This is a genomic window from Ruegeria arenilitoris (assembly GCF_013032445.1).
In the GTDB taxonomy this organism is placed as follows: domain Bacteria; phylum Pseudomonadota; class Alphaproteobacteria; order Rhodobacterales; family Rhodobacteraceae; genus Ruegeria; species Ruegeria arenilitoris_F.
On record NZ_WQCA01000002.1, the window covers coordinates 171,188 to 198,137 of the forward strand.

Consider the following 26,950-nt stretch of genomic DNA (forward strand, 5'->3'; position numbering starts at 1 on the left):
GTCCTTTTGGCGTCAGTCAAACTCGGGCTCGTCCCGGTGCAGGTCGCGCACGGCATAGGCTGTATCCTGTGCCTTGCTCAACGTCCACTGGATGCGCGTCGCATACTCCATTGCGCGCCCGGATAGAACGATCTGTTTTGTCGCGCGCGGCTTTAACCGGCCTTTTTCAAGATAAACGCTTGGTTCAACGGTTAATTTTGCAACACCATCGTGGCGGAAAACCCAGATCTCACCGCTTTTGAGCGCCATCGACACCGCCGCACCGCCCAGATCGATGGCTGCATCGACGTCAGGATGCAGGTGAAACCGGATGTCGAAGCCGACGCCCTTCAGCCCTGAGGCGTCCATCGCCTTGTCGAACTGCCGCTTGGCTTTGTCGGTCGCGGTCAGCAAAATGTCCTCGCCCGTCAGCTTGCGCCCGTCAAACCGCAGCTCGAAAGTGCGGGCATGGGTCAGGCCGAACACCTTGGTGTAGCCATCATGCCCGACCATAAAGCGTGTGCCTTCAAATGCCTCTTCGGTGTCCACCGGTACGTCTTGCGGCGCGTCGACTAGTGCTTCGCTCTCGCTGCCGTTGCCAGCAGGGGCCAGCCGGGCGCTGGAATAGCCATCCAGGCACAGTGTCGAATGTGAAGGTGTCGCTCGTCCGGCGCGCCGCCACTCGGACCCGAAACTTTCCCCTGACCCGCAATTCACGATCAAAGGCCGCCGCCCCGAGGTCAGTTCAAACGCGCTAGTCGAAGCATGCGCATTCAGCGACGCCGCCCCTTTGGGCGGCACGCCTGCATCCACGATCACGCTGGTCCGCGCCGCATACAGCCGGGCAAACCCCATCGCCAGACCGGTTACATGGTGCGGCCGGACTCCGCTTTGGGCCAATGCCTGATCCAATCGCCCTTCGACGCCGCGCCCACCGCCGTGAAACCGAGCCAGCGCACCGTCGGCATGGCGCAGGCTGCGCAGTGTCGGGGCCATTCGCTTGATCGCATCGGCCTGTGCCGCAGGTGTCCCCCGGCCCAAATCGCCTAACGCGGCCGAAGTCCACGATAGCAGAGTGAAGACATCCAGCAGCTCTTCGGGGTTTCGGGTGGGAATGCCGCCCTGTGCATCGATCTGTTTTTCACATTCCTTCGCAAGGGCGCGCAGTGCCGGATCGGCCATGCGTTCAGCCCCCTCCAAGGCCAGCCCGGCTTGAACCAACCCGGCCAAAGCCTCAAACCGGGGCAGGCCCGGCGTCGCGGCCTGCCAGCGTTTGGAAAGAAACCAGGTCTGTTGTGCCAGTGACCGGAAAAACGCCCGGCTTTGTTTTTCATCCGCACCGCGCAGCAGGAAAATCGCGTGATTGATCCAGCGCATCAAACGCCGACCGGTCAGATCAGGCGCCCATCCCGGCCCCTGCCCGCGGCCATGTGTTTCAATCCAACCCCAGACCCAACGCTGAGCTTTTTCCCGCGCCCGCATGTCTCCGACTGCGGCCAGATCATCCAGCCAAGCAAACCCGTGACGCTCGTTGTCAAAGCCGACACTGGGCGCAGACACATCCCACAGGCCGGTATCCTGCGCCTCGACCAGATAACCTGCAAACAGCAGATTGCCCGCCACCAACTGCCGCCCTCGCGCAAACGACCCGACTGTGCGGGGTTCGGGGTCTCCGACAAACCCGGTGACCGCCTTGCGCCGCTGGCTGAGCCGCGCATAGAGACGGTTCTGAAACCGCGCCCACCGGTTGGTCATGGTATCTGAATTCGACATGACGCTCGTTACTCTGCCTCTTGCGCTCTGCTGGCGCTTGAGACCCAACGATAGACCGCACGGATCGTCAAGTCACCGAAAAGCGTCCCGTCAGGCGGATTTGGCCAGGCAGGCGACATAGAACCCGTCCATCCCACCGCGATCCGGCCAATAATCAGGCCGCAGGCGCAGGCCGCCCTCTTCTGTGATCCAGCCGGACTCAACCCCGGCAATGTTCAGTGCATCACGATCCGCAGCCATGTCTGGGTATTGTTCCAGCGCCTCTTCGATCTGGACCTCGCCCTCATCCGGCAGCAGAGAGCAGGTGCAATAAACCAGCCGCCCGCCGGGTTTCAGCAAGGTCCAGGCATGGGCCAGCATCTGGGCCTGCAATTCAATTAGACCGCCGAATTCCGAGCCATCCTTGGCAAAGGGCAGATCCGGATGGCGGCGAATGGTGCCGGTGGCCGAACAGGGCGCATCCAGTAGGATGGCGTCGTACTGCCCCTGATGCTCCAACGCATCGCCCGCGATGACATCGGCATTCAGACTCGTACGTTTGAGGTTCTCGCGCACCCGCTCCAGCCGCGAGTCCGAGATATCCAGCGCGGTGACCTTTGCTCCGGCAGCGGCCAGTTGCAGCGTCTTGCCGCCCGGCGCGGCGCAGAGGTCCAAAATAGTTTCACCGACCTTGGGCACCAGCACCTGCACCGGCAACGCCGCCGCCGCGTCCTGAACCCACCAGTCGCCTGTGTTGAACCCCGGCAGGGCCGAGACCTGCCCCGCATCCTGCAGGCGCAGCGACCCGGTCGGCAAAGCCTCTCCGGGGCCGTTCGCCCCCGGTTTTATGGTGATATCCAGTGGGGCACCTGCGAAGTGGGCCTGTTCCATGCCCGCAACGGCCTCAGTACCCCAAGCCATGATCAAAGGTTCACGCAGCCATTCCGGCAGGCGCGGCACGCGCATTTTCGGCCACGCCTCTGGCCCCTCGGCGGCCACTTTGCGCAGAACCGCATTCACCAAGCCCTTGAGGCGGCCATGCTTGCGCGAGCGGCCCACGACCTCGACCATGGAATTGACCACACCATGCGCAGCCTCACCATGGCACAGCTCAACCGCACCAAGACGGAGAGCGTTGTGCACGGTCAGAGCGGGCGTCCGGTTCAAGTGGTTGTCCAGCAGGCGGTCGGCGCGCTCAAGCCCGCGCAAGGTTTCCAGCGTCAGCCGTTGCGCCCGGGCGCGGTCCTCAGGGTCCAGCCGATCCAGCGCACCTGCGGCCAGACATTCGGACAGCAACCGGCCTTCTCCCAGAATTTGATCCAGCAGATAGATCGCGCTGCGTCGCGCCGCTGTTGCGTTGTCGGACATGGAACCGCCTTTGATGTGACCCTCGCCCGCATTGCCAAACGCGGACGGGGGCGTATATCAAGACCCTGCACGGAAAGGAACCCGATGTCATGAGCGACGACCGCAAAGACCTGCCCCCTGCCGCCCAGCGCGCTTTGGCCGAGGCCGAAGAGCGCCGCAAAAAGGCCGAGGCTGAGGCAAAAGAGATGCCCAAGGAATTGGGTGGCCGCGATGGTCCCGATCCGGCCCGTTACGGCGATTGGGAAAAAAAGGGCATTGCGATCGATTTCTGATCGCTCAGCCCCGCAACGCCGTTAGAAAATCGTCAATCAGTGCACGCTGTTTCTTTGACCGCACCCGATCTTCGGGCCAAGTCAGCCAATAGCCTTCGCGCGTTTTCAGTTCCGGCAAGTCCAGCCTACATAGTTGCCCGCTGCGCACATGCCCGGAAGCCAGCGGTACCGAGCCCAAAACCACTCCCATCTCCTGCCGTGCCGCTGCAATCGCGTGACCCATTGAATCAAAGCTGACCCGAGCCGGTGGCAAGTTTTCCATCCCCGCTGTCGCCGCCCAGTCGCGCCAACCGGGCCGTTCGCCGCGTTGGTCGACCAGGGGAGCCCCCCAAGCAACGCCAGGTGCGGCCATCGGCACCAGAACCTCTTGCGCGATCAAAGCCGCCTCTCGCCCCGGCCACGCTCCGCGACCATATCGGATTTGCAGCCATGTCTTTTCCTCATCCAGCGAAGATCGGCGGGCCACGGAATCGGTCAGGACCTGTACCTTGGGCCGCGCCTCAAGGAACAATGGCAGGCACGGCAGAACCAGCGCGTAGATATGGGATGACAGGCCAGCGACCCGTAGTTCCCGCGGGGATTTGCCGAATAGGTCCTCGGTGTTGCGCTCCAGCGCCTGCAAACTGTCCTGAACCAGCGGCAGATAGCTCTCGCCCTCAACCGTCAGAGACACGCCGCGCGCTTCACGTACAAACAGCGTGCGGCCCAACCACGTTTCCAGATTTGCGATCCGCTGGCTGACTGCGGCCTGAGTCAGTCCGAACTCCTTGGCGGCGGCGGAAAACCCGCCCAATCGCCCGGCTGCTTCGAACACACGCAACCAGTCCAGTGGCGGTAATCCGATCTTTTTCTTAGCCATAAGATTTTCCAAGCCTCAGCAGCAATAAGGATTAATTGTCGTAATGCCACGGGGCGCGTATTTCCTCAAGCAAAGCCGCGCTGAACAGGAGACCCCCATGCTGCGCACCGCCACCCATGACGCCTCGGTCGTGACCGTTGAGTTTGACACCGGCACTCAGGCCCGGTTCCACGCCATCTGGTTGCGCGACAACGCGCTGGACCCCGAGACCCGCGCGCCAGGCAATGGCCAACGCCTGATCACCATCGGTGACATTCCCGCCGATGTTTCGATCAGCGCCGCCGAAGTTCTGAATGGTGATCTGAGCCTTACCTTTCAGCCAGAAAACAAAACCGTGACTTTCCCCGCCACTTGGCTGGCCAATCACGTCTATGACCGCGACCGGGCGCAAAACATGGGCCGCACCACTCCCGGTATAACCACATGGGAACGGGGCATCGACGCACCTAGCGCGGATTGGCACGCGGTACTCGCCAACCCCGCTGCCAAGCGCGACTGGCTGGCTGCGGTGGCCGAGTTTGGCTTTGCCAAGCTGACAAACGGCCCGACCGAACCGGAATCGCTGCTGAAAGTGGCCGCCCTGTTTGGCTATGTGCGCGAGACCAACTATGGCCCCTATTTCGAGGTTCGGACCGAAGTCAACCCGACCAACCTCGCTTATACCGGTCTTGGCCTGCAGGCCCATACCGACAACCCCTACCGCGATCCGGTGCCGACGCTGCAAATCCTCTATTGCCTTGAAAACAGCGCCGAGGGCGGCGACTCGATCGTGGTGGACGGCTTCCGCGCTGCCGAAAAACTGCGCGACCTGAATCCCGAGGGCTTTGCCCTGCTGGCCGGTTACCCCGCGCGGTTCGAATACAAAGGTTCGGACGGAGTCTGTCTGCGGTCGCGTCGCCCGATGATCGAACTGTCACCAGACGGAGAGCTGGTTGGCATCCGCTTCAACAACCGCTCGACCGCGCCGCTGGTCGATATCCCGTTCGACCGGATGGAGGCCTACTACGCCGCCTATCGCCAGTTGGGCGAGATCATCGATGACCCGGCGATGGGCGTGTCGTTCAAGCTGGAACCGGGTGAAAGCTTCATCGTCGACAACACCCGTGTCCTGCACGCACGTTTGGGCTATTCCGGCGCGGGTTCGCGCTGGTTGCAAGGCTGTTACGCTGACAAGGACGGGCTGCTGTCGACGCTGGCGGCAATGGATATGGCACAACCGGAGGCGGCGGAATGAAACCGGATTTTTCGACCCTGAACCGGGATAATATCGTCGCGTTCATCGGTGACATCTTCACTCGCCGCGGCAGCGAGGAATATCTTGGCGAACCCGTCACCATGGCCGAACACATGCTGCAAGGCGCCACCATCGCCGAGCAGAACGGGATGCCCGAGGAAATCATCGTCGGCGCGTTGCTGCACGATATCGGCCATTTCACCTCGGAATTCGGCAGCTATCACCCTGACGACACCCAAGACCGCCACCACGAAGACGCAGGCGCGGCGGTGCTGGAGCAATTCTTTCCGTCGGTGATCACGGATTGCTGCCGTTACCATGTGGCGGCCAAACGCTATCTCTGCGCCACCAAGCCCGAGTATTTCAACCGCCTGTCCGAGGCCTCGGTCCACACGCTGGAACTGCAGGGCGGCCCGATGAGCACCGAGGAAGTGGCCGCGTTCGAATCCAACCCGAACCTGAAAGAGATCATCCAGGTCCGCTATCTGGACGAGGCGGGCAAGCGCCCGGACATGGAAACACCCGATTTTGCCCATTTCGCACCGATGGTACAGCGTATGGTCGACAAACATATGGGGACGTCATGAACGCGCCGGAATATATCTTTGAGGCCAGCACCAAGCCCTCGTTGCCCTGGCACGAGGTCCCACTGATCCGCGCCACCGACGAGTCGGTCAAGGGCTATGGCTGTCTGGTCGATGACCCTGAAACCTTCGAGATCGAAATCACCCGTTGGCCGCAGCAAGGCTGGCGGCCCATCGACGAAGGCACCGGCGACGAAGGGGGCTGGGTCGAAGGCACGTTTCACGGCGAATGGAAGGGCGATGTGCTCTATGGCCGGAACGAAGCGGTGAACGGCCACTATGTTCTGGGCTGGTCCACTGATCCAAAACAGGCGCAGGCGCAACGCCAAACCGCGCCGCGCGATCAGGTATTGCTGTGGCACATGAATTATCACCCCGATGGCGGACAGATGTTCTGGCCGCTGGACAACAAGCCCTTCATCATCCCCGCCGCCCTGCCCGGCGATAATCTGACGCCGGAAAAGGTGGTGGCTTTCTGGTGCGACGGCTCACGCGGGCTCTATATCCATCCCGGCATCTGGCATGAAGGGATTTTTCCCGTAGAGGACAATCAGCGTTTCCTCGACCGTCAGGGTGCAGTTCACGCACGGGTTAGCGCCGATATCGGCAAGGAATTCGGTGTTTACCTCGCCTGCCCGTTGCGCGCGGATAAGATCAGGGACCTCTGACACCGCTTTCAGACTCCCTTAACCCTTGCCGCTGGCACCTGTGATACGCTCGACCCACGTCCGATGGATATGGGAGGCATCAGATGGGACTGAACAGACGTAAGGTTGTCCAGTTGGGAACAGCGGCAACGGTCGGAACGCTGCTGCCGCGCGCCACGCTTGCGGCAGAAGACCAGAATCAGGCGTTCGAACAGGACCTCAGCGATACGCTCACGCGCCTGAGAACGTTATTTGCCGAGCTCGGATTCACAGAATCCGAACCGCTTTCGATTGTATCGGGGGTCGCAGACTATAATGGCGGGCTGCGACACGATTTCGATCAGTCTACCCTGCCCTCCAATGCCTTTGTCATCCAGCCGTTGGCGCGGGTCGCTGATGTGGACGAACAACACCGCCCGGACGTGCTGCCCCTGTTTCACGAGGTCGGCTGTCACCCGAAGGACGCCGACGGTCAGGCCACGACCCGCCTGATGATGCGCCTTTTGAGCGAGGGGTTCGGCCTCGACCCATCCCGCATCGCCTTTGTCAGCGTGCCGCAAGCCGACGACATGCGCCCGGTGCTGGACGAGATGGGCCTGCCTTTTGCGGAAAAAGTCCTGCTGCGGGACGAAGCCGAGGCCTTGGCGGCCCGCGATGCATCCGGCTTTTTCTTCCCCGATCCGTTTGGCGAAGACTACATCGTGACCATGGGCGTCTATTACCGCGTCGGGGAAACGGATGAACCCGCCCCCGGCTCCTATCCCCCGTCAGCCAACTGGACCGAAATCGGTGAGATTGTCATCGGCGGAGAGGCCGCGCCGCTGGGAATTTCCATTGGGGCCGAGCGCCTGACCTATGCAATGACCGGCCAGTTCCCAACTTGGGATCAGCGGCTGGGTGCTTTGTTTGCACAGGTCGAACAGGACGGCACCGAACCGCCCGGTTTGACTGCGTTCAAGTGACGTGGCTTACAGTCCCAACACATCCACCATGTCATATTGACCGGGGGCCTTCCCCTGACCCCACAGCGCCGCCTTCAGCGCGCCGCGGGCAAAGATGGCGCGGTCGGTGGCCAGATGGCGCAGGACGATGCGTTCTCCGGGGGCGGCAAACAGGACGTCGTGCTCGCCAACGATGTCTCCGCCACGAATAGCGTGGAAGCCGATATTGCCGCGTTGACGCGCGCCGGTGATGCCGTCGCGGCCCCGGTCGGACACGTCCGCCAGATTGACCCCGCGCCCTTCGGCGGCGGCCTCACCCAGCATCAAAGCAGTCCCTGAGGGCGCATCGACCTTGTGGTGGTGGTGGCCTTCGATCACCTCGATATCGAAATCCTCATCCAGCGCAGCGGCGACCTTTTTGGTCAGTTGCACCAGCAGGTTGACGCCGAGGCTCATGTTCCCCGCCCGCACGATCACCGCATGGCGTGCAGCGGGTTCCAGCGCCGCGATCTGTTCGTCGGTCATGCCGGTGGTGCCGATCACATGCACGCAGCGCGCCTGCGCGGCCAGAGCGGCAAATTCCAACGTCGCCTCGGGCGCGGTGAAGTCGATCACCGCTTGCGCCTGCGCAAACGCCTCCAGCGGATCGTCTGTCACAGTCACGCCCAGCGCTGGGCCACCCATCGCCGTGCCCACATCCTGACCGATCCAATCGTGTCCCGCGCGTTCAACCACACCGACCAGACGCGCCTGATCGCTGTCCGTCACGGTCTTGATCAGCATCTGCCCCATACGGCCCGAAGCCCCTGTGATGACGATCCCCGGAATATGGGTCATTGCGCTGGTCCTTTCGCGTTTGTCGGCTCAAAGCCTCCTACCCCGTTCGCGCCCGCTTGGCAAAGCCCTGCTTTGCGCTTAGATCGGGTTGTATGGCAAAGAACAAATTCCACGATGGCCCCGGCCCGTCCCAACGACAGCTGCGCGTCGGCGAACTGATCCGCCGCACCCTGTCCGAGGTTCTGGCGCGCGGAGATGTCCACGATCCCGACCTGAACCGTATGTCGATCACCGTGGGTGAGGTGCGCACCTCGCCCGATCTGAAAATCGCGACCGCCTATGTGCTGCCTTTGGGCGGCAAAGGGCAAGAAGACGTGATTGAACTGCTCGCTCGGAACAAGGGTGAATTGCGCAGGATGGTCGGCAAGAAGGTCGGCCTGAAATTCTCGCCCGATCTGCGGTTCCGGTTGGATGACACGTTTGACCGTCTGGACGACACCCGCCGCATGTTCGAACAGGACGCGGTGCGCCGCGATCTGGACGAGTGATCCGAGCGCTGGCCACAATGGGCGCGGCCCTCTGGGCGGCGCAAGCCTCTGCGGTCACCTGTGAAAAGCTGACCCATGAGGATAAGCGGTACACCATCTGCGAGGTGGATGCCGCGTCCGAAGACCTGCGCCTTTTCCTGAAGGACGAAAACGGCAACCTGCTGGGGCATTTCTCGTCAGTGAACGAAGCACTTGCCCCAGGCGGCAAGCGGCTGGCCTTTGCGATGAATGCGGGTATGTATCACGATGACCGCTCGCCCGTCGGTCATTATGTCGAAGAGGGTCAGGAGCAGATGCGGGTAATCCCCAACGCCGGCCCCGGCAATTTCGGTCTGCTGCCTAACGGTGTGTTCTGCATCCGCAAGGGCCGCGCAGACGTGTTCGAGACGTTGGACTATTTAGATCAGGCACCCAATTGCCAGTTCGCCACCCAATCCGGCCCAATGCTGGTGATCGACGGAGAATTGCATCCGCGCTTCCTGCCCGATTCGACCTCGCTCTATGTGCGCAACGGGGTCGGCACCAGCGCGGATGGCACACGCACGGTGTTTGCGATCTCGGACGACTATGTCACCTTTCACGAATTCGGCAGCCTGTTCCGGGATGTACTGGAAACTCCGAACGCGCTGTTTCTGGATGGCAATATTTCCCGGATGTACGAGCGGGCGAGCAACCGTTCCGATATCGGGTTCTCGCTGGGGCCGATCGTGGGTGTGGTCGAAGACGTGCCCACAAATTGACAGCGGCAGAGTGATCCGCTAACTCGCGCGCCTCAGCAAGAATCTAGGTGAAGCATGGGACGCAAACGCAAGGGTCGCGACATTTCCGGTTGGCTGGTGGTGGACAAGCCTGCGGGCATGACCTCGACCGCGGTGGTCAACAAGGTGCGATGGGCGATGGATGCCAAGAAGGCGGGCCATGCGGGCACGCTGGACCCCGAGGCAACCGGAGTTCTGGCCGTCGCTTTGGGTGAGGCGACCAAGACCGTTCCCTACATCACCGACGCTTTGAAAGCTTACACCTTCACCGTGCGTCTGGGGCAGGCCACCAACACCGACGATGCCGAGGGCGAAGTGATTGCCGAAAGCGATGCGCGCCCTTCAGATGACGATATCAAACAGGCGTTGAGCCCGTTTCTGGGCGACATCATGCAGGTGCCACCCAAATTCTCGGCTGTGAAGATCGACGGCCAGCGCGCCTATAAGCTGGCCCGCGATGGTGAGGATGTAGAACTGTGCGCCCGCCCGTTGTGGGTCGAGGAATTGATCCTGGTCGACCGCCCAGACGAGGATCACGTGGTGCTGGAAATGACCTGCGGCAAAGGCGGCTATGTTCGCTCGATTGCCCGCGACCTAGGCGCAGCACTGGGCTGCCACGGCCACGTAAAGGAACTGCGCCGCATTTGGTCCGGCCCCTTCGAGGTCGAGGGCGGCCTGTCAATTGAGCAAATCGACGAGATGGCCAAAACCGAGGCGTTGGACGCGTACCTGCATCCGCTGGAAACCGGCCTCGCCGACCTGCCCGAGCTGAAATGCACCCCCGAAGGCGCCACTCGCCTGCGCAACGGTAACCCGGGCATGGTGCTGGCGTCGGATGTGGAATACGGCGATGAGGCCTGGGCTTCGCTGGATGGCAAGGCGGTGGCCGTGGGCATCTACAAGTCGGGCGAATTGCACCCCAGCCGGGTGTTTGTGAATCCGACCTGACGGTCTTTGGCTATAACCCACTTCATTTGCGGCCGCTTGAGACTCGCACTTTAAAGCCGTCCAAAGCCCCATTCTGGACCCCAATTGAGAGATAGCTACTGCTCTCGATTGGACTAAAAGGCCCAAATCTGATATGTTCGACCTTATTTTCTTGGTTTGAGAGGGGCGAATATGTTGATCGCAACCCGACGTATTGTTTCAAAAGCACTCGTCCTATCGTTGGCTCTGGCATCTTTTTCGGCCACAGTCGCAAATGCAATTACGGTGACCTACGGGATAGAAATTGACGGTGCGATTGGCACGTTCGACGCACCAGACACTGGGGGTTTGTTGACCAGTTTCAGTATCACCATTGATGGCGTCACATTCGATACTCTGGGCGTCGGCAATGCTGCACCTGTCTACGACGCAACCAGTAATGACATTCGCGGCAATCCAGGTACGGAAGGTTTCATCACAAATTCCGCAGCTGGATCAGGGTGTCTGGCGATGGAATGCGTGCTTTCTCTTGAAGATTCCACCGACCCGGGTGTGGTTCCCCCTCTATTCGCGATCTTTCCTTTGGTTGGTGGAATGTTTCCCGGCGGTGTGACCAACTCCGGCGAATACGCCATTACAATGCCACCACCGATGAACCCGGTCCCGCTACCAGCTCCGCTGACCCTTTTGGCAGCGGCAATATTGGCGCTGTTTACGCAATCTCTGTGGGGTCGGTTCCTGCCTAACAAACGACGGAACAGACATTTGTGCGAGGTCGGGTAGAACCCAAAACATAACAAGCTGCTGAGCGGGTTTATCGCATGTGGTGCCAGCTCGCGCGGCGTGTTACGCAGTTGGCATGATCACCCGAACGCACACCAAGGGCGATGCGCCCTCGACCGCCATCTATTCCGACTGCGAAAAGTATCGCTATAGCCTGACCCGCATCTGGGAGCCAGCGGGACACAAGGCGCTCTTCGTTATGCTGAACCCGTCGACCGCGACCGAGGTGCAGAACGATCCGACCGTCGAACGCTGCGAACGACGCGCTCGGGCGCTTGGGTTCGGGGCGTTTCAGGTCACAAATATCTTCGCATGGCGCGACACCGACCCGCGCAAGATGCGTGCCGCCGCCGATCCGGTGGGACCCGCAAATGACGCGGCCATTCTGGATGGCGTGGAATGGGCCGATCAAGTCATTGCCGCCTGGGGCACCCATGGCGCGCATCTCGACCGTGGACCGGCGGTTGAAGCCCTACTGCGCGGCACCGGCCAGCCGCTGTTCCATCTGGGTCTGACCAAGGACGGGCACCCGAAACATCCGCTCTATATCGCCTATACCCAGCAGCCCGAAACGTGGTGACAAAGCGTTAACCACAAGAAAAGTCCGGCTTTGACCAAGTGACTGATCGCATGAGAAATTTACCCTCGGACCAGTGCGTTCACGGAGGGTTCCCATGTTTTTGGTCGGATTACTTGGACTGGCCGCTGTTGGCGGCGCGGCCTACGCCATAAGCGACGTCTTCGTGCCCGAGGACGAGCCCGAAGAGGATGACATCGCGGAAGATCAGATCGATGAAGTGACCGAGGGCAATTTCCTTGAGATTGAAGACCCCTCGGCCCAGGATGAAACCGTTGAGGTCGACAAAATCGCCAAGGCCGAAGACCCCGACCCGTCGACCGGAACCATCGTTTCCGAATTCAAAGGCGATCTGATCATTGCCGGAACCGAGGATGCAGATGTCCTGACCGGGCAGGAAGGCGTCGATCAGATCAACGGGTTCGACGCGGATGACGTGATCCATGGCGGCGCCGGCAATGACGTGTTGTACGGGGGTGAAGGCGCAGACATCGTCTCGGGCGGAGAGGATGACGACATCCTTCACGGTGAGGATGGCGACGACCTGTTGGCCGGGGATGAGGGGGATGATGAAATCTATGGCCATCACGGCACGGATCGGCTGGAGGGCGGTAAGAGCGACGACACGTTGCACGGCGGTCAGGACGGCGACACCTTGGACGGTGGCGAAGGCGATGACGCTCTGCATGGCGGCTATGGCCACGACACGCTGCGTGGCGGCGCGGGTGAGGATGTTCTGTTCGGCGGGGACGGCGATGACATTCTGACTGGCGACGATGGTGAGGGCGAACAGGCCCCCGACTTCCTGAATGGTGGTGCCGGAGAGGATACGATCCTGGCAGACAGCGGGGATGTCGTCACCGGCGGCAACGACGCTGATGAGATCATCCTCGACCCCGAAACCGAGGATGAGCCTGTGACAGTAATGGATTTCCAGCCCGAACAGGACAAGCTGTTCGTGTCCTGGGACGGTGCCGAAGACCCCGATATCCGGATTGAGACAGATGCCGAGAACGAAAACCTGACCCATGTGCTGATTGACGGGCAGGACGTGGCGCAATTGCTGGGGGCCGAGGGTTTGACGGCGGATGACATTCAACTGATCACCGAGGCAGAGCTGGCACAGCTGACCGCGTTGGCTTGACCCGGCAGAATCCCTTTGCCATTTGCCTAAATTGCGCCTATACGCGCGCATCCGCATTGGAATCGGTGCGGATTTCTCCATGGGCCTGCGCTGGACGACATCCCGGCCTGCGCCATCAACTCTAACCTTTAAAGGAGACCCCGATGTCGATCACTGCCGCTGAAAAAGCACGCGTCATGCAAGAATTCGCAACCAAAGAGGGCGACACCGGTTCGCCTGAAGTACAGGTTGCCATCCTGACCTCGCGCATCAACACCCTGACCGAGCACTTCAAGACCCACAAGAAAGACAACCACGGTCGTCGCGGTCTTCTGAAAATGGTCGCCCAGCGCCGTAAGCTGCTGGACTACCTGAAGGGCAAAGAAGAAGCGCGCTATCAAGACCTGATCAAAAAGCTGGGCATCCGCCGCTAAACGCTTTTTTCATACTGCACGGGTTGATATACCCGCGTTGTACGATGTGAAAAGATCAACACCTGCCAAATTGGCAGGTGTTTCCTTTTTGTGCGCACCCGTTTCCAAGAGGAGATACGGATCGACAACCAAAAAGGTCAAAAGCGCCCACACACACAGCGCCAAAAATAGGCACTATTTGCCTTTGGTATCTAGGGCTTGGACGCCCGGATACCGAAACAGTTTTGCCATCGCGATCAATGCCAAGATGCAGCACGCAATGGCGATAATAAACGGCATTTGCAAATTTATCGCCATGAGAGATCCGCTCAGTGCCGTTATGGTTCCCGACCCCAACGCGTAAATTGCCACTGTTACTCCCATCACCCAACCTTGCTCAGATGGTCCGACACTCCCAGAGAACAAAGACAGCATTGTCGGATACATGATTGCGAATGCGATCGTGATTGGAACGATCAGGACGTAGGAAAGACCGGGCATAGGGTTGAGCATGAATGCCAGTATCCCAAGACCCATCGCAGCGATGGAAACATACAATATGGGGAACTTCTTAAACCGCTCGTGCAGGGGCGCCGTAAGGTAGGCACTGCCAAAGGCCATGGACCCTCCAAACACGGCAAGAGCCATACTGTTTTGGAGTGTACCGAATTTGAACTTTGTCAGAAGGTAAGTGTCGATAAAGAAGAAAAACGCGTTCAGGCACATAAGCGAAAACAGCATGACGACCGACAGCCGCAGAACGACAGGATGGGACCGGACTTTCCAAAGATTGGCGACGACATCCAAAGGGCCGAAGTTGACTTTTTGCTTTTTGAAACCGGGTTCGAAGAAGAAAAAGATGATCAGCGCCATATTGATCAGGATAAGCCCGATGGCGACATAAAACGGCAGTACAAGCGACGCAGATGACCCCATCAGATTTTGGTCACTAAGCAACCCGGAAATCAACGGCCCCCCGAGCAAACCGAGAGCGGCAGCCGCCACAATCATCCCCAGGTTTTTGGATTTTTCCTGATCGTCATGGCTTATGTCGATCAACGCGGCTTGCGCTATCGGTTGGTTCGCGGTTGTGAAACCGGAAATTGCCCTGCCCAACAGCAACAGCCAGTAGTTGGACGACAGGATCGCGAGCACAGTCAGAACGTATCCAATCAACGCCCCGCTCAGGCAAATCAAAATGCCGCTTTTACGCCCGATATAATCTGACAACTTGGCGATAAATGCGGCGCCAAAGAAGTAAAACAAAAAGAAGACGACAATCAAAACCGTATAATCAAGCTGGCGGATATTTGCGGGTGTCCCGTGCGGCAGGAACGGTTGTTGCGGGTTCAGCAAGACCGTGTTGAAAATTGGCACAATTAGGCCAAATCCCATTACGTCAATGAATACGACAAGCAGCAATGATAACCGTGAGAGGTTCATAGAAACTACCTAAATGTGAACCCAGACAGACCCAAAGTTACAACAATACGAAAATACGACGGAACGAAGCCTTAAGAGCTCAAAACCGAATTTGTTGAAGTAGGAGAAACGCCCACCTTTCGATGGGCGTTTCGAGTTTCACAGGACCCTCAGCCCTACATTTTCGCCTTCTCAGACTTCAGCGCCAGCCACAGGCAATAGCACATCATCAGAACCACCAGCGTAAACGGAATGCCGGTTGAAACTGCCGCGCCTTGCAGGGCAGAAAGCCCGCCGCCCAGAAGCAGTGCAATAGCCACCAGCCCCTCCAGCGTACACCAGAACACGCGCTGGATCACCGGGGCATCCATCTTGCCGCCTGCGGTGATCGTGTCGATCACCAGCGAGCCGGAATCCGACGAAGTGACAAAGAACACTACGATCAGGATCAGCGCGATGGGGGCGATTATGCCATAAAGCGGCAGCTCCTTCAGGAACCCGAACAGCGCGCCCTCGGGGGCATAGCTGTCGATCACCGTGGCACGTACACCTTCGGCTCCGCCTGCGTTCAGCATGTCAATCGCGGCGCCGCCAAAAGTTGACATCCACAGGGCGCAAACCGCCGTTGGGGCCAACAGGGCGCAGATGACGAACTCTCGCACAGTGCGACCCTTTGAGATGCGGGCGATGAACATGCCCACAAATGGCGACCATGCAATCCACCACGCCCAGTAGAAGGTCGTCCAGCCGTGGAAGTAACTGGTGTCTTCTCTTCCGAACGGGTTGGACAATGACGGAAGGTGGAACACGTAATCTACCATCACGTTGAAATACCGGGCGATTGCAGTACCGACACCAGTCACCACGATCACAAAGATGAACAGGCCCACGGCCATGATCATGTTGATCTCACTCAGCCGTTTCACACCTGCATCCATGCCCATCAGGACTGAGCCAAGCGCGATCATTGTGATACCGATGATCAGCAGGACAGTGACAGTTGGACTGGGTTCGATGCCGAACACCTCGTATAGCCCTGCTGCAACCTGTTGCGCGCCCAATCCCAATGAGGTGGTCAGACCGAAAAGAGTCGCAAACACCGCCAGCGTGTCGATGATATGACCCCACCAACCCCAGACACGTTCACCCAAGATCGGATAAAAAGCAGACCGGAGTGTTAGCGGCAAACCAAGGTTGTAGCTGAATATTGCAAGGCTCAGGCCGACTGCGGCATAGACCGCCCAACCCTCAAGACCCCAATGGTGGATCGTGCCGACAATGCCGATGTATTCATTACCCGGCACCGCAATGTCGATGCCCAGCGGACGCGCGTTACCGTCTTCTGCAAAGTTGTAGTAGACGGGTTCCATCACGCCAAAGAACAGCAGACCAATACCAATACCGGCCGCGAACATCATCGCAATCCAACCAGCATAGGAATAGTCGGGTTTGGCGTCTTTGCCCCCAATTCGGACCTTGCCGACAGGCAGGATGATCAGCACCAGACAGAACAGGGTGATTGCATCAACGGAAAGGACCAAAAACCAGTCAAACGTGCTGGTCAGCCATGGCCGGAGCCAGCCAAAAAACGATGCCGCAGCTTCCTGATTGGCCAATGCGATCAGAACGAAGGCAAAGATCAGGATACTGGATATCAGGAAGACCGGATTGTGGATGTCCAGACCGAACGGGCGGACGTTATCCTGCCCCAGTTCGTACTCTGTTTCGAAATCATAGATCCGCGGATCCGGATCCAGCATTTTCTTGCTTTGAGCCATTCGATGCCCCTCTGTTCGCCAGATGCAAACGCCAAGGTATTCGTGCGGCCGACGGATAATGAGTTTTCTACCCCTGGCGCGTTTCCGTCCCTTCGACCGCGGGTTCAGTGGTAACAGCCTACACGGCAATCACTTTTTCACAAAACGCATTCATTTTGCACAATATGTGTACGATATTCAGGCCAAGTTTGCCTCTGCTTCGGCCAGCCTCAGATTTACCTGAGTTTTAACAGCCAGCAGCGGAATATCCGACAGAAACAGGCCATTTTTCCGGTTTCGCTTTCCTTCCAACCCATTCTGATGTATGCGCGCGGTATCTGAGACGTTGTGCCCTGACCCCGGCACTCGAATGGAAGATAAATGGGGTCGGCGGCAATGGGGTCGCCATTCAAACCGGAGACCCGCAGGGGCGGGAGTGCTCCGTTCTAGGATACGCATATGTTTGATGTAACGAAGAAATCGATGCAGTGGGGCGAAGAGACGCTTACACTGGAAACCGGCAAGGTTGCCCGTCAGGCCGACGGCACCGTGATTGCCACGCTGGGCGAAACCAGCGTCATGGCCAACGTGACCTTTGCCAAGCAACAAAAGCCCGGTCAGGACTTTTTCCCGCTGACCGTGCACTACCAAGAGAAATACTATGCCGCCGGTAAAGTTCCGGGTGGCTTCTTCAAGCGCGAGGCGCGCCCGACCGAGAAAGAGACGCTGACCGCGCGTCTGATCGACCGTCCGATCCGCCCGCTGTTCGTTGACGGATTCAAGAACGAAGTTCTGGTGATGTGCACCGTGCTGAGCCACGACCTGGTCAACGATCCCGACATCGTTGCGATGATCGCTGCGTCGGCTGCCCTGACCATCTCGGGCGCACCGTTCCGCGGCCCGATCGCCGGTGCCCGCGTTGGTTTCGTGGATGGCGAGTACGTCCTGAACCCGACCGTGGATGACATGCAGGACCTGCGCCTGAACCCGGAACAGCGTCTGGATCTGGTTGTCGCCGGCACCAAGAACGCCGTGATGATGGTGGAATCGGAAGCCTACGAACTGTCCGAGGCAGAAATGCTGGGCGCCGTGAACTTCGCGCATGAGCAAATCCAGCCGGTTCTGGACCTGATCATCGATCTGGCCGAAGAAACCGCGAAAGAGCCGTTTGACTTCCAAGCGCCCGACTACTCGGAGCTGTACGCCGCTGTTTCGGCTGCCGGTGAAGAGCAGATGCGCGCCGCATTCGCAATCACCGACAAGCAAGAGCGCACCGCCGCTGTTGCCGCTGCCCGTGAAGCGATCAAAGAAGCACTGACCGAGGAACAGCTGGAAGACGGCAACCTGGGTTCGGCGATGAAAAAGCTGGAAGCCGGCATCCTGCGCGGCGACGTCGTCAAAGGCGGCAAGCGCATCGACGGTCGCTCGACCACCGATGTTCGTGCCATCGAAGCCGAAACCTCGCTGCTGCCGCGTACGCACGGTTCCGCCCTGTTCACCCGTGGTGAAACGCAGGCGCTGGCCGTGACCACGCTGGGCACCGGCGACGATGAGCAATTCATCGACGCTCTGCATGGCAACTTCAAGTCGAACTTCCTGCTGCACTACAACTTCCCTCCGTATTCGGTTGGTGAAGTTGGCCGCGTTGGTTCGCCCGGTCGTCGCGAAATCGGCCACGGCAAGCTGGCATGGCGTGCGCTGCAGGCTGTTCTACCCGCTCCGACAGATTTCCCCTACACCGTTCGCGTGGTGTCGGAGATCACTGAATCCAACGGCTCAAGCTCGATGGCCTCTGTCTGCGGCGGTTCGCTGTCGATGATGGACGCGGGTGTTCCTCTGAAAGCACCGGTTGCCGGTGTGGCCATGGGTCTGATCCTGGAAGATGACGGTGAATATGCTGTTCTGACCGACATTCTGGGTGACGAAGACCACCTGGGTGACATGGACTTCAAAGTGGCTGGTACCGAAAACGGCATCACCTCGCTGCAGATGGACATCAAGGTCGCAGGCATCACGCCGCAGATCATGGAAACCGCTTTGGCGCAGGCCAAAGAAGGCCGGATGCACATTCTGGGTGAGATGGGCAAAGCCCTGTCCGAGACCAACGAATTCTCGGTCCACGCCCCGCGCATCGAGACCATGAACATCCCGACCGACAAAATCCGTGAAGTGATCGGCTCGGGCGGTAAGGTCATCCGCGAGATCGTGGAAACCTCGGGTGCCAAGGTCGACATCAACGACGACGGCGTCATCAAGATCGCCTCGCCGGATGGTGAATCGATCAAGAAGGCCTATGACATGATCTATTCGATCGTGGCCGAGCCGGAAGAAGGTCAGATCTACACCGGAAAAGTGGTCAAGATCGTCGACTTCGGTGCCTTCGTGAACTTCTTTGGCAAGCGCGACGGTCTGGTGCACGTGTCCCAGATCGAAAACCGCCGCCTGAACCATCCGTCGGATGTTCTGAAGGAAGGTCAGGAAGTGAAAGTCAAACTTCTGGGCTTTGATGATCGCGGCAAGGTCCGCCTGTCGATGAAAGTTGTCGATCAGGAAACCGGTGAAGAGATCGTTCCCGAGAAGAAAGAAAAGAAAGAGGAAAGCGCAGAGTAATCTGTTCCTCTCTCAAATGATGAAGGCCCCGGTGAAACCACCGGGGCCTTTTTTATGGTACAGTGCCGCCCAGCAGGAGGGTTGTAGATGTCTAACAAAAACCAAATGGATGAACTGGCGCGGCAATACCTGCAAGCCATCGAAAGCGGCGATCTGGCCTTGATGCTAAGTTTGTTTGATGAGGATGCCACGGCGATCTCTCCGATATCGGGCAAGCAACCGGCACGAGACTTTTACACAAACGTCATGAACATCACGAGCGACCGGTCGACCGTTCACAAGAACACCTTTGCAGATACATCCGGCGCGCCTCAGATGGCAGTGCATTTCAATTACACGCGCACCATTCGGGACGGTCACCCCGAGACGATCGAATGCGTCGACCTGTTTGAACTGACCGAAGATCAAAGCAGGTTCAAATCCGTCCGGATCATCTATGATACAGCCCCGGTTCTGGTGGATTTCGGCGAGGCCTGATCCCCGTCAGTGTGCCACCCCGGATGGCCCGTGCTTCATGATATGCCACTGGCCATAGCTGTCCTTCAGATCCAGCGTAATCGCCGCATTTGCTTTGGTCGATGCGCTACCAATCTCTGCCAGAGTGAATTCGATGCCACCCGGAATGTCGATCCGGACACGATGCGGCCCACCGCCATGAGGCGCCTGAATAGGTTCGCCAGTAGATTGCAGAACATCACCGATAACGACTTTGGCCGTGCGACCCTCCATGTCCATTTCGAATTCAATCGGCACATACAGGGTTTCGTGCACGGTTTCGCACATCGCACGGAAGACATACCAATGAGTTGCCATTTCTTCTGTCTCTTCGCCGTGAAACACTTTTTCCAGCGCTGCGCGCTGCGCGTCCGAGGCACTGGGGTCAATGATCACCTGCATCTCTCCTCCGCCTTCAAAGATCGGACCGGGCCAGGCATAAATCAGCGCAGCTTTCGTTCCCTCAAGGTCAACATCCCCAAAATGACCCTTGGCGATTTCAAGCACTTCGAACCCACGGCAATGGCCGTGTGTCGGTAATTCCTCGAACTGGCAGGGGCAGGCATATCCGCAAACGCAGTTTCCAAAAGCTTCGCCTTCAACGTACCAATCTGTAAATGCCATCGTGTTCTCCTGTGGTACACAGTCTGAATGCCCGATGTTTCTGGTTGTCCGGCCTGTAGCTATGCCCGCCTAAGACATCCTACCATGTTTCGCCCGTTTTCTGAACTTGTGTCCTTTTTTGCCGATGCGGACCGCTTGCAATAGCACATTTTCACAGGTTCTTGCGCAATGACGCCCGAGTTCGCAGCCAGCCAGTTTCGACCGTTGGCGGAACTACGCGGGAATACCCAACCTATCAGACGCCATCCCAGTAATTGACCTGAAAACCTGCTGATTATTCAGCTAGAAAGGGTGCTTTACGATCCTCAGAACTTTCAGGAAACATGCCTGAAATTGCCCAACCAACCCCAGAAACCACCCTTTGTTCACCTGAGTTTTCAGGCCGAGACTATTCACTCACACCTTCCCAAAAACCCGTGAATCGAAGTGAATGTCCTGCGCCTTTCTTTCTCGTCAGCTTCGCCCACATGTGCGCCATACCAAATTCGGAACAAAGGACATGGTTATGGTTACGCGTCTCATTTTGGCTTCGGCTGCCTTGACGATCAGCGCATCGGGGTTGGCCGCACAAAGCTTGTCGGAAGGTCTGTATTTTCAGGGCTACGCCGGTTTCAGCCAGTTGCAGGACAGCGACTTTAGCGGAACGGTCAACGGATCATCTCAGTCGGTGGATGCGGATTTCGACACCGGCTATGGGCTTGGGATCGCGGTGGGGACTGAAATTCCTCAATGGTCCAACAACCAGATCGGAACGCGAGTTGAATTGGAGCTGTCCTATCGCGAAGGCGACGTGGATGGCGTAAATTTCTCGGGCAATGGTCCGGCGGCCGAAGGCAACATCTCGGGCGACGTCGCGCAGACTTCGCTATTTGCGAATGTTCTGGTTGATTTCAAACAGGCCGGAGCCTTCACCCCATATGTCGGTCTGGGTCTGGGGGCCACCTATTCTGATGTGGATTTCGCCTATGGCCCCGGAGTTTCGCTGGACGACAGCGACACGAACTTTGCGGCGCAAATCATCGCCGGTGTTGCGTATGAAATCGATTCGAACGTGGCGCTGACGTTGGACACTCGCTATTCCCGCGCGTTCGACGTCTCATCCGAACGACTGGCCCCCAATGGTGCTTCGACCGGTACGGTCGAAGACGATATCGACGCATTCAGCGTCAATGTCGGCCTGCGCTACGGGTTTTGAGTGCACAGGGGGAAGAGTTTCCATCCAGTTTTCTCTTCTCCCCATGTTCCCGTGCTCAATGCAAGGGGACATGCATTGCTTTAGCGTCCTGAAAACACTTTCGAAGAGAAACGCGCCTGAGGCGCGATGTGGGGGGGCAGACAGCCCCCCTGACCCGGTTGCGACTTACGTCGGTGCCTTGGTCTTGCGCAGATAGGGGAAGATCGTCTCGAACTCGCCGAACTTCTCTTTCGCTTCTTCATTCGATACCGCAGGCGGGATGATCACATCCTCACCCGGCACCCAGTTGGCAGGTGTCGCCACACCTTTGGCCGACATCTGCAACCCGTCCAGCGCCCGCAGAATCTCGGCAAAATTCCGGCCCACGGTCATCGGATAGGTCATCGACAGTTTCAACTGCTTGTCCGGTCCGATGATAAAGACCGACCGCACCGTGGCACTGTCCGCGGGCGTACGGCCATCAGGCAGGTAAGCCTCGGCGGGCAGCATATCGAAGGCTTTGGAAACGGCCAGACCATCGTCGGCGATGATCGGGAAGCCCGGATTGGCCTTACCGTATTCTTCGATGTCTTTTTTCCACTTCTTGTGGTCTTCGACCCCGTCTACCGACACACCGATCACCTTGGTGCCGCGCGCCGCCCATTCGTCGTTCAGTTGTGCCACGGCCGAGAATTCGGTGGTGCAAACAGGGGTGAAGTCCTTGGGGTGCGAGAACAGGATGGCCCAGCTGTCGCCTATCCAGTCGTGGAACTGAATGGTGCCCTGATCCGTTTCTGCTGTGAAATTCGGAACTGTATCGTTGATGCGCAAACCCATGGTAAATCTCCTCTCCTGTGAAAAATCCGAGTCGGTTGCCGTCAACCTAAACACTTTGCGCAATTGTTAAACCATTTTGCTCCGTTAAATAATTTGATCAAATTACAGCTTGCCGCGCCCCAGCGCCGGTGCCAGAGTGGCCCCGACACACCGGGTTCAGACGGTTCGCACAGGAGGATGCACCATGATCGAAAAACGCGATTTCTACATCAACGGTCAGTGGGTCGCCCCGTCGGCGGCCAATGACTTCGAGGTGATCAACCCCTCAACCGAGGAGCCCTGCGCCGTGATCTCTCTGGGCGCACAGGCGGACACGGATGCCGCCGTCGCCGCTGCCAAGGCGGCACTGCCCGGCTGGATGGCCACTCCGGTCGCGGAGCGGATCGCGCTGGTCGAGAAACTGGTCGAGATTTACCAGACCCGTTCCGAGGACCTGGCGCAGGCGATGTCGCTTGAGATGGGCGCGCCGCTGGACCTGTCGCGCACCGCACAGTCTGGCGCCGGGATGTATCACCTGAAGAACTTCATCCGCGCCGCCAAGGCGTTTCAGTTCGATCGCCCTCTGGGTGACCACGCCCCCAATGACCGTATCATCTATGAGGCCGTCGGCGTCGCTGCCCTGATCACGCCATGGAACTGGCCAATGAACCAGATCACGCTCAAGGTCGGCGCGGCAGCGATTGCGGGATGTACAATGGTGCTCAAACCCTCGGAACAAAGCCCGCTGAACGCGATGATCTTTGCCGAGATGATGGATGAAGCCGGCTTCCCGCCAGGTGTGTTCAATCTGGTCAATGGCGATGGTGTCGGCGTAGGCTCGCACCTGTCAGCGCACAGGGACGTGGATATGGTCAGCTTTACCGGCTCGACCCGTGCGGGTACCGCGATTTCCAAGAACGCAGCCGAGACACTGAAGAAAGTGCATCTGGAGTTGGGCGGCAAGGGTGCCAATGTGATCTTTGCTGATGCCGATGAAAAGGCCGTCAAGCGCGGCGTGTTGCACATGATGCAAAACACCGGCCAAAGCTGTAACGCCCCCAGCCGTATGCTGGTGCAGCGCCCGATTTATGAGCAGGCGGTTGAGACAGCAGCCGAGGTGGCAGACATGGTCAAGGTCGGACCGGCGCTAGAGGAAGGTCGCCACATCGGACCGGTGGTGAACGAGGTGCAGTGGACCAAGATTCAGGACCTGATCCAGAAAGGCATCGACGAAGGCGCCCGTCTGGTTGCGGGCGGCACCGGACGGCCCGAAGGTCTAAACAAGGGCTATTACGTGCGACCCACAGTTTTTGCCGATGCCAACAACCAGATGACCATCGCGCGCGAGGAAATCTTTGGCCCGGTCCTGACCATGATCCCCTTCGACACCGAGAAAGAGGCCGTCGAGATCGCTAATGACACGCCCTATGGCCTGACTAACTATGTCCAGACACAGGATGGTGCGCGGGCCAACCGCATGGCGCGGGTGTTGCGGTCCGGCATGGTTGAGATGAACGGACAGTCGCGCAGCGCGGGGTCTCCGTTCGGAGGGATGAAACAGTCCGGGAACGGGCGTGAAGGTGGCGTTTGGGGCTTGGAAGATTTTCTGGAAGTCAAAGCCGTCGGCGGCTGGGCCGCGGAATAACCTTATCCAATTGTGAGGCACCTGACGGTGCCTCGCTCTATGTCTCATGCATCCGCCTGAGCAGCTTCATAGGCCAGCATAGCGCGTTTGACAGGCAGGCCCCAGTGATACCCGCCCAAGCCGCCGGATTTGCGCAGCGCCCGGTGGCATGGGATCAGCCAACTGACCGGGTTGCGCCCGACCGCTGTCCCCACTGCACGCACCGCCTGCGGCGAACCCACCCGTTCCGCGATCTCAGAATAGGTCGTCACCTGACCGGATGGGATATGCATCAGCGCCTCCCACACTTTGATCTGCAAGGGTGAACCGATCAGGTACAGCGGCGTTGGTTCTAGCCGGTCGCTGACCGATCCGAAAGCGCTCAGCACCCAGGGGCGCAGGCGCATCGGGTCCTCAACGAATTCCGCCTGCGGCCAGCGCGAAAGCATATCCTCCATCGCCTCTTCTTCACCGGTTTCAGCACCGAAGGCCATGCCGCAGATACCTTTGTCGGTGCCCATAACCAGCGCCGGGCCAAAGGGGCTTTCGAACCAGCCCCAATAGATCGTCAGGTCTGCGCCTTTGCGGGCGTATTCACCGGGGCTCATAGATTCCCATTTCAGGAACAGATCGTGCAGGCGGCCACTGCCGGACAAGCCGACGTTATGCGCCGTTTCTAGCGTGGTGAACCGTTCCCGCAGCAGCGCCTTGGCGTGGCCCAGCGTCAGGTATTGCTGATACCGTTTCGGTGACACACCGGTCCAGCGTGAGAACAGGCGCTGGAAATGGGCCGGGCTCATGTCCATCTGACGGGCCAGCTCCTCAAGGCTGAGGCTCTCGCCGCCCTGATCGATCAGCTCGATCGCGCGCCGCATGACGTTATAGTGATAGCCACTTTCGGGGGTCTGGACGTTCATGTCTCTCACCTCTTTGTCTGGGATTAAACATAGCGCGCCGGTTACTTCCCTGCGACCCGGAACATGCGCAATGGCTTTGGGCTTGTGTCACGGCCTCACGGGCGGCATTAAGGCCCGGATGGCAAAACAACTTGGATATCACAAGATCCGCGAGATCTTTACCCGTTTTCACGAGGCCGACCCCGAACCCAAGGGCGAGTTGGACCACGTGAACGTCTATACTCTGGTCGTGGCCGTGGCGCTGTCGGCGCAAGCCACGGACGCGGGCGTTAACAAGGCCACCAAAGAACTGTTCAAGATCGCTGACACGCCCCAAAAGATGTTGGATTTGGGCGAAGAGGGCTTGACCCAGCATATCAAGACCATCGGTCTGTTTCGTCAGAAGGCCAAGAACGTCATCAAACTGAGCCGCATTCTGGTTAACGAATATGACGGCGAGGTCCCTAACTCCCGCGCCGCGCTGCAATCGCTGCCGGGGGTCGGGCGCAAGACCGCCAATGTGGTTCTGAACATGTGGTGGCGCTATCCGGCGCAGGCGGTGGACACCCATATCTTTCGCGTCGGCAACCGCTCGGGCATTTGTCCAGGCAAAAACGTGGATGCGGTCGAACGCGCCATCGAGGACAACATCCCAACCGATTTCCAGCTGCATGCACACCACTGGCTGATCCTGCATGGCCGCTATCACTGCAAAGCCCGCAAACCCATGTGTGGCACCTGTATCATCCGCGATCTCTGCGAATTTGAGGACAAGAACTTATGAAAACCTACCAGCTTGTTGGCATCGGCAATGCCGTTGTGGACGTTATTTCTCAAGCCGATGACAGTTTCCTGGAACTGATGGGCATCGAAAAAGGCATCATGCAACTGATCGAGCAGGAACGCGGCGAAGTTCTTTATGCCTCGATGGAAGGCCGGGTGCAGACGCCGGGTGGCTCGGTTGCCAACACCATCGCCGGGGCTGGCGCGCTGGGTTTGGATTCTGCATTCATCGGTCGCGTGCATGACGACGCCTTGGGCAGGTTCTACGCGGATGCGATGAACGAGGATGGTGTTGATTTCGTGAACCCTCCGGTGCCGGGTGGGGAACTGCCAACCTCGCGTTCGATGATCTTTGTCTCACCCGATGGTGAGCGGTCGATGAACACCTATCTGGGCATTTCGTCCGAGCTGTCCTCGGCCGATGTGTCCTCGGACGTGGCGGGAAACAGCCAGATCATGTTTCTTGAGGGCTATCTGTTCGACAAGGAAAAGGGCAAGGCCGCGTTTCTTGAGGCCGCGCGCAACTGCCACAAGGGCGGCGGCAAGGCGGGGATCGCCATTTCCGACCCGTTCTGCGTTGAACGCCACCGCGTCGATTTCCTGCTGCTGATCGAGAATGAGCTGGATTTCGTTATCGGCAACGAGGCCGAGATCAAATCGCTGTTCGAAACCGACGATCTGGAAGAAGCGCTGGCGAAAACCGCCGAGATTTGTCCTCTGGTCGTCTGCACTCGTTCGGGCGACGGTGTGACCGTTCTGCATGATGGTCAGCGTATCGATGTGCCGGTGGAAAAGGTGGTGCCGGTAGACGCAACCGGTGCGGGCGATCAGTTCGCCGCCGGGTTCCTATTCGGAATGGCGACGGGTCGCGACTACGAGACTTGCGCCAAGATCGGAAATGTCTGCGCCCGCGAAGTGATCAGCCATATCGGCCCGCGCCCCGAAGCGAACATGCAGGAATTGCTGCGCGACGCGGGACTGCTGTAAGTGAGTGGGCGCCCGGACCGAGCTTGGCAACTAATCCGCTGCGGTGGTCGTTTCGTACGTGCTTAAAACTGGCTCAAAATCTCAGAGTAGATCACCCAATTCGGGTTGAAGCTTGAAAAGCAAAGCGGAGACTTTGGGGTGTTCAATCGCCTCTGAAATCCCGTTCCCAAAAAAACAGCAGCTAACCTGTATAGGTTAACTGCTGTACAACTTGTTCCAA

General features: G+C 58.8%; 28 protein-coding genes. 19 read left to right on the forward strand and 9 right to left on the reverse strand.

Annotated features, from left to right (window positions below; all coding sequences use genetic code 11):
* Positions 1 to 12: 12 nt before the first annotated feature.
* Together GOW98_RS03195 and GOW98_RS03200 are read right to left on the reverse strand one after the other, a co-directional pair.
* Positions 13 to 1,752, reverse strand: a complete 1,740-nt coding sequence (locus tag GOW98_RS03195) for a heparinase II/III family protein (RefSeq protein WP_170329622.1) — start codon at positions 1,750 to 1,752, stop codon at positions 13 to 15.
* A 90-nt stretch (positions 1,753 to 1,842) separates the two neighbouring features.
* Positions 1,843 to 3,099, reverse strand: a complete 1,257-nt coding sequence (locus GOW98_RS03200; protein ID WP_170329623.1) for an RsmB/NOP family class I SAM-dependent RNA methyltransferase — start codon at positions 3,097 to 3,099, stop codon at positions 1,843 to 1,845.
* 89 nt (positions 3,100 to 3,188) lie between these two features.
* Between GOW98_RS03200 and GOW98_RS03205 the strand changes: the two genes are divergently transcribed.
* A complete protein-coding gene (locus GOW98_RS03205; RefSeq protein WP_170326393.1) occupies positions 3,189 to 3,371 on the forward strand; it encodes a DUF1674 domain-containing protein in 183 nt (60 codons plus the stop codon).
* Positions 3,372 to 3,375: 4 nt separating this feature from the next.
* On the opposite strand, the gene GOW98_RS03210 is transcribed toward GOW98_RS03205, so the two are convergent.
* A complete protein-coding gene (locus GOW98_RS03210) occupies positions 3,376 to 4,230 on the reverse strand; it encodes a LysR family transcriptional regulator (protein WP_170329624.1) in 855 nt (284 codons plus the stop codon).
* A 97-nt stretch (positions 4,231 to 4,327) separates the two neighbouring features.
* Here GOW98_RS03210 and tmpA point away from each other — a divergent pair, with 97 nt between their 5' ends.
* The 4 genes from tmpA to GOW98_RS03230 all read left to right on the forward strand — a co-directional run bounded on the left by tmpA (position 4,328) and on the right by GOW98_RS03230 (position 7,657).
* Positions 4,328 to 5,464: a 2-trimethylaminoethylphosphonate dioxygenase gene (gene tmpA, locus GOW98_RS03215; protein ID WP_170329625.1), complete on the forward strand. Its 1,137-nt coding sequence runs from the start codon at positions 4,328 to 4,330 to the stop codon at positions 5,462 to 5,464.
* Positions 5,461 to 6,051, forward strand: a complete 591-nt coding sequence (gene tmpB / locus GOW98_RS03220) for a (R)-1-hydroxy-2-trimethylaminoethylphosphonate oxygenase (RefSeq protein ID WP_170329626.1) — start codon at positions 5,461 to 5,463, stop codon at positions 6,049 to 6,051. The genes tmpA and tmpB overlap by 4 nt, the downstream gene beginning before the upstream one ends.
* Positions 6,048 to 6,716, forward strand: a complete 669-nt coding sequence (locus GOW98_RS03225; protein WP_170329627.1) for an ureidoglycolate lyase — start codon at positions 6,048 to 6,050, stop codon at positions 6,714 to 6,716. Before tmpB ends, GOW98_RS03225 begins: the two co-directional genes overlap by 4 nt.
* Before the next feature lie 83 nt (positions 6,717 to 6,799).
* The gene (locus GOW98_RS03230) at positions 6,800 to 7,657 is read left to right on the forward strand and encodes a hypothetical protein (protein ID WP_170329628.1); all 858 of its coding nucleotides are present in this window, start codon (positions 6,800 to 6,802) and stop codon (positions 7,655 to 7,657) included.
* 6 nt (positions 7,658 to 7,663) lie between these two features.
* On the opposite strand, the gene dapB is transcribed toward GOW98_RS03230, so the two are convergent.
* Positions 7,664 to 8,473, reverse strand: a complete 810-nt coding sequence (gene dapB, locus GOW98_RS03235) for a 4-hydroxy-tetrahydrodipicolinate reductase (RefSeq protein WP_170329629.1) — start codon at positions 8,471 to 8,473, stop codon at positions 7,664 to 7,666.
* A gap of 92 nt (positions 8,474 to 8,565) precedes the next feature.
* On the opposite strand from dapB, the gene rbfA reads away from it, so the two are divergent.
* The 7 genes from rbfA (at position 8,566) to rpsO (ending at position 13,563) form a co-directional block, all read left to right on the forward strand.
* Positions 8,566 to 8,961, forward strand: a complete 396-nt coding sequence (gene rbfA / locus GOW98_RS03240; RefSeq protein WP_010438628.1) for a 30S ribosome-binding factor RbfA — start codon at positions 8,566 to 8,568, stop codon at positions 8,959 to 8,961.
* The gene (locus GOW98_RS03245) at positions 8,958 to 9,701 is read left to right on the forward strand and encodes a phosphodiester glycosidase family protein (RefSeq protein ID WP_367646794.1); all 744 of its coding nucleotides are present in this window, start codon (positions 8,958 to 8,960) and stop codon (positions 9,699 to 9,701) included. Before rbfA ends, GOW98_RS03245 begins: the two co-directional genes overlap by 4 nt.
* Before the next feature lie 54 nt (positions 9,702 to 9,755).
* Positions 9,756 to 10,667, forward strand: coding sequence for a tRNA pseudouridine(55) synthase TruB (gene truB / locus GOW98_RS03250; protein WP_170329630.1), 912 nt, complete (start codon positions 9,756 to 9,758; stop codon positions 10,665 to 10,667).
* 171 nt (positions 10,668 to 10,838) lie between these two features.
* Complete coding sequence (locus GOW98_RS03255) at positions 10,839 to 11,429, forward strand: hypothetical protein (protein ID WP_170329631.1); 591 nt, start codon at positions 10,839 to 10,841, stop codon at positions 11,427 to 11,429.
* A 76-nt stretch (positions 11,430 to 11,505) separates the two neighbouring features.
* Entirely contained in the window at positions 11,506 to 12,009 is a 504-nt protein-coding gene (locus GOW98_RS03260; RefSeq protein ID WP_170329632.1) for a DUF1643 domain-containing protein, read from the forward strand.
* Between the two features lie 94 nt (positions 12,010 to 12,103).
* Positions 12,104 to 13,150, forward strand: coding sequence for a calcium-binding protein (locus GOW98_RS03265; protein WP_170329633.1), 1,047 nt, complete (start codon positions 12,104 to 12,106; stop codon positions 13,148 to 13,150).
* A 143-nt stretch (positions 13,151 to 13,293) separates the two neighbouring features.
* Complete coding sequence (rpsO, locus tag GOW98_RS03270; protein ID WP_170329634.1) at positions 13,294 to 13,563, forward strand: 30S ribosomal protein S15; 270 nt, start codon at positions 13,294 to 13,296, stop codon at positions 13,561 to 13,563.
* Between the two features lie 174 nt (positions 13,564 to 13,737).
* On the opposite strand, the gene GOW98_RS03275 is transcribed toward rpsO, so the two are convergent.
* Both GOW98_RS03275 and GOW98_RS03280 read right to left on the reverse strand, forming a co-directional pair.
* Positions 13,738 to 14,985, reverse strand: coding sequence for an MFS transporter (locus tag GOW98_RS03275; RefSeq protein ID WP_170329635.1), 1,248 nt, complete (start codon positions 14,983 to 14,985; stop codon positions 13,738 to 13,740).
* A 155-nt stretch (positions 14,986 to 15,140) separates the two neighbouring features.
* Positions 15,141 to 16,742 carry a BCCT family transporter gene (locus GOW98_RS03280; RefSeq protein WP_170329636.1) on the reverse strand — a complete coding sequence of 534 codons (1,602 nt, stop codon included), beginning with the start codon at positions 16,740 to 16,742 and terminating at the stop codon, positions 15,141 to 15,143.
* Between the two features lie 58 nt (positions 16,743 to 16,800).
* Between GOW98_RS03280 and GOW98_RS03285 the strand changes: the two genes are divergently transcribed.
* The 3 genes from GOW98_RS03285 (at position 16,801) to GOW98_RS03295 (ending at position 19,808) form a co-directional block, all read left to right on the forward strand.
* Positions 16,801 to 16,965 (forward strand): hypothetical protein, encoded by a 165-nt coding sequence (locus GOW98_RS03285; protein WP_170329637.1) that lies wholly within the window; start codon positions 16,801 to 16,803, stop codon positions 16,963 to 16,965.
* Positions 16,966 to 17,180: 215 nt separating this feature from the next.
* Entirely contained in the window at positions 17,181 to 19,331 is a 2,151-nt protein-coding gene (gene pnp, locus GOW98_RS03290; RefSeq protein ID WP_170329638.1) for a polyribonucleotide nucleotidyltransferase, read from the forward strand.
* Between the two features lie 87 nt (positions 19,332 to 19,418).
* Complete coding sequence (locus GOW98_RS03295; protein WP_170329639.1) at positions 19,419 to 19,808, forward strand: nuclear transport factor 2 family protein; 390 nt, start codon at positions 19,419 to 19,421, stop codon at positions 19,806 to 19,808.
* A 6-nt stretch (positions 19,809 to 19,814) separates the two neighbouring features.
* Here the strand turns inward: GOW98_RS03295 and GOW98_RS03300 are convergent, their stop codons facing one another.
* Positions 19,815 to 20,450 carry a DUF1326 domain-containing protein gene (locus GOW98_RS03300; RefSeq protein WP_170329640.1) on the reverse strand — a complete coding sequence of 212 codons (636 nt, stop codon included), beginning with the start codon at positions 20,448 to 20,450 and terminating at the stop codon, positions 19,815 to 19,817.
* Positions 20,451 to 20,955: 505 nt separating this feature from the next.
* On the opposite strand from GOW98_RS03300, the gene GOW98_RS03305 reads away from it, so the two are divergent.
* Positions 20,956 to 21,645 carry an outer membrane protein gene (locus GOW98_RS03305; RefSeq protein WP_170329641.1) on the forward strand — a complete coding sequence of 230 codons (690 nt, stop codon included), beginning with the start codon at positions 20,956 to 20,958 and terminating at the stop codon, positions 21,643 to 21,645.
* A 165-nt stretch (positions 21,646 to 21,810) separates the two neighbouring features.
* Here GOW98_RS03305 and GOW98_RS03310 read toward each other — a convergent pair whose 3' ends face one another.
* Positions 21,811 to 22,461 carry a peroxiredoxin gene (locus GOW98_RS03310; protein ID WP_170329642.1) on the reverse strand — a complete coding sequence of 217 codons (651 nt, stop codon included), beginning with the start codon at positions 22,459 to 22,461 and terminating at the stop codon, positions 21,811 to 21,813.
* A gap of 184 nt (positions 22,462 to 22,645) precedes the next feature.
* Here GOW98_RS03310 and GOW98_RS03315 point away from each other — a divergent pair, with 184 nt between their 5' ends.
* Positions 22,646 to 24,085 carry an aldehyde dehydrogenase family protein gene (locus GOW98_RS03315; RefSeq protein WP_170329643.1) on the forward strand — a complete coding sequence of 480 codons (1,440 nt, stop codon included), beginning with the start codon at positions 22,646 to 22,648 and terminating at the stop codon, positions 24,083 to 24,085.
* A gap of 44 nt (positions 24,086 to 24,129) precedes the next feature.
* On the opposite strand, the gene GOW98_RS03320 is transcribed toward GOW98_RS03315, so the two are convergent.
* Positions 24,130 to 24,981 carry a methylated-DNA--[protein]-cysteine S-methyltransferase gene (locus GOW98_RS03320; protein WP_170329644.1) on the reverse strand — a complete coding sequence of 284 codons (852 nt, stop codon included), beginning with the start codon at positions 24,979 to 24,981 and terminating at the stop codon, positions 24,130 to 24,132.
* Between the two features lie 118 nt (positions 24,982 to 25,099).
* On the opposite strand from GOW98_RS03320, the gene nth reads away from it, so the two are divergent.
* Positions 25,100 to 25,744, forward strand: a complete 645-nt coding sequence (nth, locus tag GOW98_RS03325; RefSeq protein ID WP_170329645.1) for an endonuclease III — start codon at positions 25,100 to 25,102, stop codon at positions 25,742 to 25,744.
* Positions 25,741 to 26,730: an adenosine kinase gene (locus GOW98_RS03330; protein ID WP_170329646.1), complete on the forward strand. Its 990-nt coding sequence runs from the start codon at positions 25,741 to 25,743 to the stop codon at positions 26,728 to 26,730. Before nth ends, GOW98_RS03330 begins: the two co-directional genes overlap by 4 nt.
* The last annotated feature ends 220 nt before the right edge of the window (positions 26,731 to 26,950 follow it).

What these genes read in the sequence shown, in the direction of transcription:
- GOW98_RS03200 (WP_170329623.1), bottom strand. Translation starts at nt 3,099, where the DNA reads ATGTCCGACAACGCAACAGCGGCGCGACGCAGCGCGATCTATCTGCTG.
- truB (WP_170329630.1), top strand. Translation starts at nt 9,756, where the DNA reads ATGGGACGCAAACGCAAGGGTCGCGACATTTCCGGTTGGCTGGTGGTG.
- GOW98_RS03310 (WP_170329642.1), bottom strand. Translation starts at nt 22,461, where the DNA reads ATGGGTTTGCGCATCAACGATACAGTTCCGAATTTCACAGCAGAAACG.
- GOW98_RS03285 (WP_170329637.1), top strand. Translation starts at nt 16,801, where the DNA reads ATGAGTTTTCTACCCCTGGCGCGTTTCCGTCCCTTCGACCGCGGGTTC.
- GOW98_RS03275 (WP_170329635.1), bottom strand. Translation starts at nt 14,985, where the DNA reads ATGAACCTCTCACGGTTATCATTGCTGCTTGTCGTATTCATTGACGTA.
- GOW98_RS03330 (WP_170329646.1), top strand. Translation starts at nt 25,741, where the DNA reads ATGAAAACCTACCAGCTTGTTGGCATCGGCAATGCCGTTGTGGACGTT.
- GOW98_RS03255 (WP_170329631.1), top strand. Translation starts at nt 10,839, where the DNA reads ATGTTGATCGCAACCCGACGTATTGTTTCAAAAGCACTCGTCCTATCG.
- GOW98_RS03225 (WP_170329627.1), top strand. Translation starts at nt 6,048, where the DNA reads ATGAACGCGCCGGAATATATCTTTGAGGCCAGCACCAAGCCCTCGTTG.
- GOW98_RS03315 (WP_170329643.1), top strand. Translation starts at nt 22,646, where the DNA reads ATGATCGAAAAACGCGATTTCTACATCAACGGTCAGTGGGTCGCCCCG.
- tmpB (WP_170329626.1), top strand. Translation starts at nt 5,461, where the DNA reads ATGAAACCGGATTTTTCGACCCTGAACCGGGATAATATCGTCGCGTTC.
- dapB (WP_170329629.1), bottom strand. Translation starts at nt 8,473, where the DNA reads ATGACCCATATTCCGGGGATCGTCATCACAGGGGCTTCGGGCCGTATG.
- GOW98_RS03265 (WP_170329633.1), top strand. Translation starts at nt 12,104, where the DNA reads ATGTTTTTGGTCGGATTACTTGGACTGGCCGCTGTTGGCGGCGCGGCC.
- GOW98_RS03210 (WP_170329624.1), bottom strand. Translation starts at nt 4,230, where the DNA reads ATGGCTAAGAAAAAGATCGGATTACCGCCACTGGACTGGTTGCGTGTG.
- rpsO (WP_170329634.1), top strand. Translation starts at nt 13,294, where the DNA reads ATGTCGATCACTGCCGCTGAAAAAGCACGCGTCATGCAAGAATTCGCA.
- GOW98_RS03320 (WP_170329644.1), bottom strand. Translation starts at nt 24,981, where the DNA reads ATGAACGTCCAGACCCCCGAAAGTGGCTATCACTATAACGTCATGCGG.
- GOW98_RS03295 (WP_170329639.1), top strand. Translation starts at nt 19,419, where the DNA reads ATGTCTAACAAAAACCAAATGGATGAACTGGCGCGGCAATACCTGCAA.
- rbfA (WP_010438628.1), top strand. Translation starts at nt 8,566, where the DNA reads ATGGCAAAGAACAAATTCCACGATGGCCCCGGCCCGTCCCAACGACAG.
- GOW98_RS03300 (WP_170329640.1), bottom strand. Translation starts at nt 20,450, where the DNA reads ATGGCATTTACAGATTGGTACGTTGAAGGCGAAGCTTTTGGAAACTGC.
- tmpA (WP_170329625.1), top strand. Translation starts at nt 4,328, where the DNA reads ATGCTGCGCACCGCCACCCATGACGCCTCGGTCGTGACCGTTGAGTTT.
- pnp (WP_170329638.1), top strand. Translation starts at nt 17,181, where the DNA reads ATGTTTGATGTAACGAAGAAATCGATGCAGTGGGGCGAAGAGACGCTT.
- nth (WP_170329645.1), top strand. Translation starts at nt 25,100, where the DNA reads ATGGCAAAACAACTTGGATATCACAAGATCCGCGAGATCTTTACCCGT.
- GOW98_RS03230 (WP_170329628.1), top strand. Translation starts at nt 6,800, where the DNA reads ATGGGACTGAACAGACGTAAGGTTGTCCAGTTGGGAACAGCGGCAACG.
- GOW98_RS03260 (WP_170329632.1), top strand. Translation starts at nt 11,506, where the DNA reads ATGATCACCCGAACGCACACCAAGGGCGATGCGCCCTCGACCGCCATC.
- GOW98_RS03195 (WP_170329622.1), bottom strand. Translation starts at nt 1,752, where the DNA reads ATGTCGAATTCAGATACCATGACCAACCGGTGGGCGCGGTTTCAGAAC.
- GOW98_RS03205 (WP_170326393.1), top strand. Translation starts at nt 3,189, where the DNA reads ATGAGCGACGACCGCAAAGACCTGCCCCCTGCCGCCCAGCGCGCTTTG.
- GOW98_RS03280 (WP_170329636.1), bottom strand. Translation starts at nt 16,742, where the DNA reads ATGGCTCAAAGCAAGAAAATGCTGGATCCGGATCCGCGGATCTATGAT.
- GOW98_RS03305 (WP_170329641.1), top strand. Translation starts at nt 20,956, where the DNA reads ATGGTTACGCGTCTCATTTTGGCTTCGGCTGCCTTGACGATCAGCGCA.